1 protein-coding gene and 1 pseudogene (1 of these 2 only partly in view) are annotated in these 1,689 nt (G+C 64.0%); one reads left to right on the top strand and one right to left on the bottom strand.

All coding sequences use genetic code 11. From position 1 onward, the window contains the following. Positions 1-260: pseudogene (locus ACFE99_RS11860) on the bottom strand (hypothetical protein); the annotation flags it as partial. A 305-nt stretch (positions 261-565) separates the two neighbouring features. Here ACFE99_RS11860 and ACFE99_RS11855 point away from each other — a divergent pair. Next, positions 566-1,689, top strand: partial view of a glycosyltransferase gene (locus ACFE99_RS11855; protein ID WP_375485447.1) — the 5' portion only. It continues 28 nt past the right edge of the window; only the first 1,124 of its 1,152 coding nucleotides appear in the window; its start codon is at positions 566-568; its stop codon lies off the right edge, out of view.

Here is a 1,689-nt window from a genome sequence, read left to right as displayed (position 1 = left end):
ACCCACCGATGCCGGGCGAAGGGCAGCGGAGAACGCTCGATGCGCCGTCCCAACAACCCGTAACCGAGATTGTGGTGAAAACGCCTCAGCCCATCGAGGTCGACAGCGTGCTCATAAACCCACACGCACTGGATGACTAGCGTCCGGCCAATGGCGCGATGCCCGACAAACACGCTGTGGTCCGCGGGAGCGAGCCGATTGTCGCGCTGGGCATGACCGCTGGATGCGCGGTTATTAGAGGACGCCCGTGCAGGACGTATCCGGACTGCCACCGATTACCCTCCGCCGACGCGGGATTCGCCCCAGACGCCCAGTGGGGCGTAAAGCTCAAGGAGCGCGCTGCGCAGGACGGCGTGCGGCTTGACTGGATCCAACCGAATCACCTGATGAGAGTAGAACACGCGAAGCCTTGCGGCTCATACGCTGATGATGGTCAGCAGATGCTCAATGCCCCGGAAGTCTTCGGCGTTTCGCGTGCAAAGGGGAAGGTCGGCGGCTAGCGCGGAGGCTGCCGCTTTCATCGCACAGAAACGCGCGCAGCAAGGAAAGGGCTAATATCTCCGCGATGAAATTTGTGCTAGCGAGCTATGGAACTCGCGGCGATGTCGAGCCCTGCGTCGCTGTCGGCCGTGAGTTGCTGCGCCGTGGACATGACGTGCGCATGGCCGTCCCACCCGACCATGTGACCTTCGCCGGGGGGACTGGCCTTGAGGTGGTGGCTTACGGACCGAGTGCGCGGCGGTTCCAGGATGTGCATCGCGACTTCATGACGCGTTTGTTCCGGACCTTTTGGAAGGTCCAGGATCTTAGAAGGTTGTGGCGCGAAGATTGGGCGTTGTTTACGCAGTGCTGGGAAGAGACCAGCACGACGCTGATGTCGCTGGCTGACGGGGCCGACCTGCTGTTCACCGGCGTCATTGGAGAGCAGCCCGCCGCCAATGTCGCGGAGTACTACGGCATTCCCTTGGCCACGCTGCATACCTACCCGATGCGGCCTAACGGCCAGCTCGTTCCGAGCTTGCCGACGCCGCTGATCCGCTCCGCAATGACGGCGTCCGAGTGGCTGCAGTGGCCCATGACCAATAAGCTCGAAGACGCGCAGCGCCGCGAGCTCGGCCTGCCGAAGGCGGCAGGCCTGCCGTCGCGGCGGATCACCGAACGCGGATCGCTGGAAATTCAGGCATACGATGAGTTTTGCTTTCCCGGGCTGGCAGCCGAATGGGCGAAATTCAATGGGCAACGACCCTTTGTCGGCGCGCTAACGGTGGAGTCCGCGACGGACGCCGATGACGAGGTCGCGTCATGGATTGCCGCTGGAACACCGCCGATATTCTTCGGCTTCGGCAGCATGCCGGTCGAATCTCCGACCGACACGCTCGCCATGATCAGCGCGGCATGCGCACAGTTAGGCGAGCGCGCGTTGGTGTGCGCGGGCGGCACGACCTTCGACCACGTGCCAGATTTCGACCACCTCGCGGTGGTGGGCACGATGAACTACGCCGCGGCCTTCCCGGCCTGCCGCGCGGTCGTGCACCACGGTGGCGCTGGCACCACGGCCGCCGGCCTGCGCGCCGGAGTCCCCACATTGATCCTGTCGACGTGGCCCGATCAGCGGCTCTGGGGAGCTGTGGTCAAACGATTGAAGGTGGGCACCACGCGGCGCTTTTCGACCACTACCCAGGAATCGCT

This window comes from uncultured Mycobacterium sp., from assembly GCF_964249325.1.
Lineage (GTDB): Bacteria > Actinomycetota > Actinomycetes > Mycobacteriales > Mycobacteriaceae > Mycobacterium.
This window is presented reverse-complemented; position numbering and strand designations above follow the sequence as displayed.